Source organism: Synechococcales cyanobacterium T60_A2020_003, assembly GCA_015272205.1.
Classification (GTDB): Bacteria; Cyanobacteriota; Cyanobacteriia; order RECH01; family RECH01; genus JACYMB01.
In genome coordinates this window covers 1-4,123 of the sequence record JACYMB010000157.1, presented here as the reverse complement: position 1 = coordinate 4,123, position 4,123 = coordinate 1, and the positions used below count along the sequence as shown (strand labels likewise).

Sequence of the window (4,123 nt, the reverse complement as noted above, 5' to 3'; positions counted from 1 at the left end):
TTTCATGGCAGGTTTTATGTGTGATAACTGAAATTTACCATGCCTCTCCCGCCCGCAACCCCTCTTTCATGCAACAACGCCGATATTGTTTCGGAAAGACAACTGGAATAATGGCATCACAACGTTCCTATTGGGATAGTTCCAATTCTGTAGACTAATGAGATGCACAACTTCCCAAACGTTAACACGCGGTGCGGTGGATTGTCTGTTGTTGGGATGAGCGTAGGCGATCGCCTCCTATCACCAAAACATTGCCCCCCATCGCACGAGGCAACGAGGGGCAACGAGTCTAGATTCGCTTAGCGATGTTAACGCCCAAGACGCTCTTCCGTTTCCGCAATCTTCAGCAGGGTTTTCAGCACAGAATCAGGGTTGAGGCTGATCGAGTCAATGCCAAGTTCTACCAGGAATTCGGCAAATTCAGGATAGTCACTGGGGGCTTGACCGCAGATCCCGATCTTGCGATTGTTGGCCTTCGCCTTTTCAATCACCATCTGTACCATTTGCTTCACGCCCTTGTTGCGTTCATCAAAAATGTGAGCTACTAAGGACGAGTCACGATCCAAACCAAGGGTCAACTGGGTCAAATCATTGGAGCCAATCGAGAAGCCATCAAAGACTTCACTAAACTCGTCTGCCAAGATCACGTTGCTGGGAATTTCGCACATGACGTAGACTTGGAGACCGTTTTCACCCCGCTTTAATCCGTAGCTTTCCATGACCTCTAGAACCCTACGCCCCTCATCAGGAGTCCGGCAGAAGGGAATCATCGGAATCACATTGGTAAGCCCCATATCATCCCGAACCCGCTTCAGGGCTTTGCACTCTAAGCCGTAAGCTTCGGTGTACTTCGGATCGTAGTAGCGCGAGGCACCCCGCCAACCGATCATCGGGTTTTCTTCATTGGGTTCAAACTCGCGACCACCGAGCAGGTTTGCATACTCGTTGCTCTTGAAGTCAGACATCCGCACGACCACCGGATTCGGATAGAAGGCCGCCGCGATCATGCCAACCCCGTGCGCCAGTTTGTCGATAAAGAAATCCGCTTTATTCTCGTACTGAGCCGTCAGTTGCGAGATTTCCCACTTCGCGGCCTTATCTTCGAGGGTATCGAAGTTGAGTAGGGCTAAGGGGTGTGCCTTAATATGGTTGGCAATGATGAACTCTAGGCGAGCCAGACCCACACCGTCGCACGGTACAGAGGATAGACCAAAGGCCTCTTCAGGGTTGCCCACGTTCATCAAGATCTTGGTGCGGGTGCGCGGTAGGTTATCGAGCGGAGTCTCTTCTACTTCAAAGGGAACCAGTCCGGCATAGACTCTGCCTTCTTCACCCTCAGCACAGGACACCGTAACCTCTTGGCCAGTCTTCAAGAGTTCGGTTGCGTCTCCGCAACCCACGATCGCCGGAATCCCCATTTCACGTGCAATGATTGCGGCGTGGCAGGTACGTCCCCCTTGGTTGGTGATAATCGCGCTGGACTTCTTCATGATCGGTTCCCAATCCGGGTCGGTCTTGTTTGTGACCAGCACCTCACCCTCTTGGAATTCGGCAATGCGATGAACATCCATGATCACCCGCGCCGTGCCTTGTCCAATCATTTCACCTACAGCCCGTCCTGTTGTCAGGACATCGCCCGTTCCTTTCAGGCGGTAACTTTTCAGGACATTGCCATTCTTCTGAGACTGCACCGTTTCCGGACGAGCCTGCACGATAAAGAGTTCACCTGAAAGTCCATCTTTGGCCCACTCAATATCCATCGGGGTATCTTTGCCCCGTTTGGTGCTGTAGTGATCTTCGATAATGCAAGCCCACTCCGCCAGTTTCAGGATTTCATCATCGGTAATGCAGAACTTGCCGCGATCGGGAACGGGAACAGGGACGTTCTTTGTCTCTTTAGAACCGCCGACATCGTAGATCATCTTGATCTCTTTGCTGCCCAACCGCTTTTCAAGGATGGGGCGCTTACCGTCTTTGAGGGTGGGCTTAAAGACAAAGTACTCATCGGGGTTAACAGCACCCTGCACAACGTTTTCACCCAATCCGTAGGCTGCCGTAATCAGAGCCGCATTCCGGAATCCGGTTTCAGTGTCAATTGAGAACATGACACCAGAGGTTGCCAGGTCAGACCGCACCATCTTTTGCACACCGACAGAGAGGGCGACGCTGAACTCGTCAAAGTCTTCGAGGCGTTCGGCGTACTGGTGGCGATAGGAAATCGCCCGATCGGTGAAGAGGGAGGAGAAACACTTATGGCACGCATCAACGACGTTTCGGACACCGTGGACGTTGAGGTAGGTTTCCTGTTGTCCAGCAAAACTGGCGTCAGGCAAGTCTTCTGCGGTCGCGGAGGAGCGAACAGCAACGTCTAGATCGCTAGTATATTTGCGGCACTCCTCAGCCTCTTCTCCTTCCAGGCGATCGCACCCTTCTGCACCAGCATCATACCGCTCACATAGCCGCAAATAGGCTGCACTGATCGCGGCTTCGAGTTCGGGTGGGAACGGCGTATTCATCACCATAGCCCGCGCCTGTTTGCCCCGTTCGCGCAGATCGGTGACATCATCTAGATCCAGTCCAGCAAAGAGCTTACGGAGTTTTGCTTCTAGACCCGCCTTTTCGAGGAAGTAGCGGAACGCATAGGCAGTGGTTGCAAATCCGGTGGGAACGCTAACCCCTTTTGAGGTCAGTTGTTGAATCATTTCACCCAACGATGCATTTTTCCCCCCCACGATCGGGATATCATCAATTCCAATTTCTTCAAACCACAGGACAAACGCATTCTCTTTATCCTCGTGGCGATCGGGCATAAAGCTACGGTCGGAGCGATTGGCAGATATCATAAGTCTTAATCTCCTTCGTCATTAAAAGACTGCTGAGTAAATGGATGCTCTACGGGATGGAAGCCCTATGAGCGTTGGCAAGAGACACCTATCTGACTGTCTAATCGGTCACAACCTGCATCGGATCAGGAGCCGCCGCCGCGATCGCCGCCGGGAGATCCTGAAACTGAGCAAAGTTCTGCATAAACCGACGAGCTAGCTCTTGGGCTTGCGCGTTGTAGGCGTTGAGGTCGTCCCACGTACGGTGGGGATTGAGCACCTCGCTAGGTACTCCCGGCACAGCATCCGGTACGAGTACCTTAAAAATGGGGTGGGGGACATAGTTGACGGTATCGAGTTCTCCGTTAAGAGCAGCGGATACCATACGACGAGTATGGGCGATCGACAATCGTTGACCAATGTCGTAGACTCCACCCGTCCAGCCCGTATTCACCAGGTATACGTGAGCTTCAGGATGCTGAGTTAGGCGATCGCCCAACATTTGAGCGTACACAATGGGAGACATCGGGAAGAAACACTGACCAAAACAGGCAGAGAAGGTAACTTGGGGAGTTGTAATGCCTCTTTCGGTACCCGCCAGCTTGCTGGTGTAGCCAGAAAGGAAGTGATACATTGCCTGTTCTCGGGTGAGACGGGCGATCGGAGGCAACACCCCAAAGGCATCAGCGGTCAAGAAAAAGATGGTATGGGGATGCCCACCTTGTCCTGACACAACGCAGTTTGGAATATAGTCTACGGGATAGGCGACACGGGTATTTTCAGTCAGCGTATCATCGTCATAATCGGGAACACGGGTCACAGGGTCAAGCACAACGTTTTCCAACAGGGAGCCAAACCGAATTGCACTCCAAACTTGCGGTTCATGGTCAGCGGATAGACGGATCGTTTTCGCGTAACATCCTCCTTCAAAGCTAAAGAGTCCATCTACCGACCATCCATGCTCATCGTCACCAATAAGCCGACGACTGGGATCAGCGGAAAGCGTCGTTTTTCCAGTCCCGGACAGCCCAAAAAACAAAGCCGTATGTCCATCTTCTCCCACATTAGCCGCACCATGCATCGGCAGAACATCACGATCCGGCATGAAGTAGTTGAGAGTAGAGAATACCGCTTTCTTTATCTCACCCGAATATTGAGATCCACCCACGAGAACCAGCTTTTTCGCCAGATGGAGAACGATAAAGGCTTCACTACTGATGCCATCTTCTTCAGGATCGCCATGTAGGCCAGGAACGGCAATCACGGTGATATCGGGTTTGTGTTGCGCCAGTTCAGCCTCT

The 4,123-nt window shown here is 52.2% G+C and carries 2 protein-coding genes; both read right to left on the bottom strand.

The window, feature by feature from the left end; translation table 11 throughout:
• Nucleotides 1-308: 308 nt before the first annotated feature.
• Entirely contained in the window at nucleotides 309-2,843 is a 2,535-nt protein-coding gene (ppsA, locus tag IGR76_08370; GenBank protein ID MBF2078521.1) for a phosphoenolpyruvate synthase, read from the bottom strand.
• A 100-nt stretch (nucleotides 2,844-2,943) separates the two neighbouring features.
• Nucleotides 2,944-4,123, bottom strand: a 1,180-nt coding sequence (locus IGR76_08365) for a phosphoenolpyruvate carboxykinase (ATP) (protein ID MBF2078520.1), incomplete at its 5' end; no start/stop codon positions are given.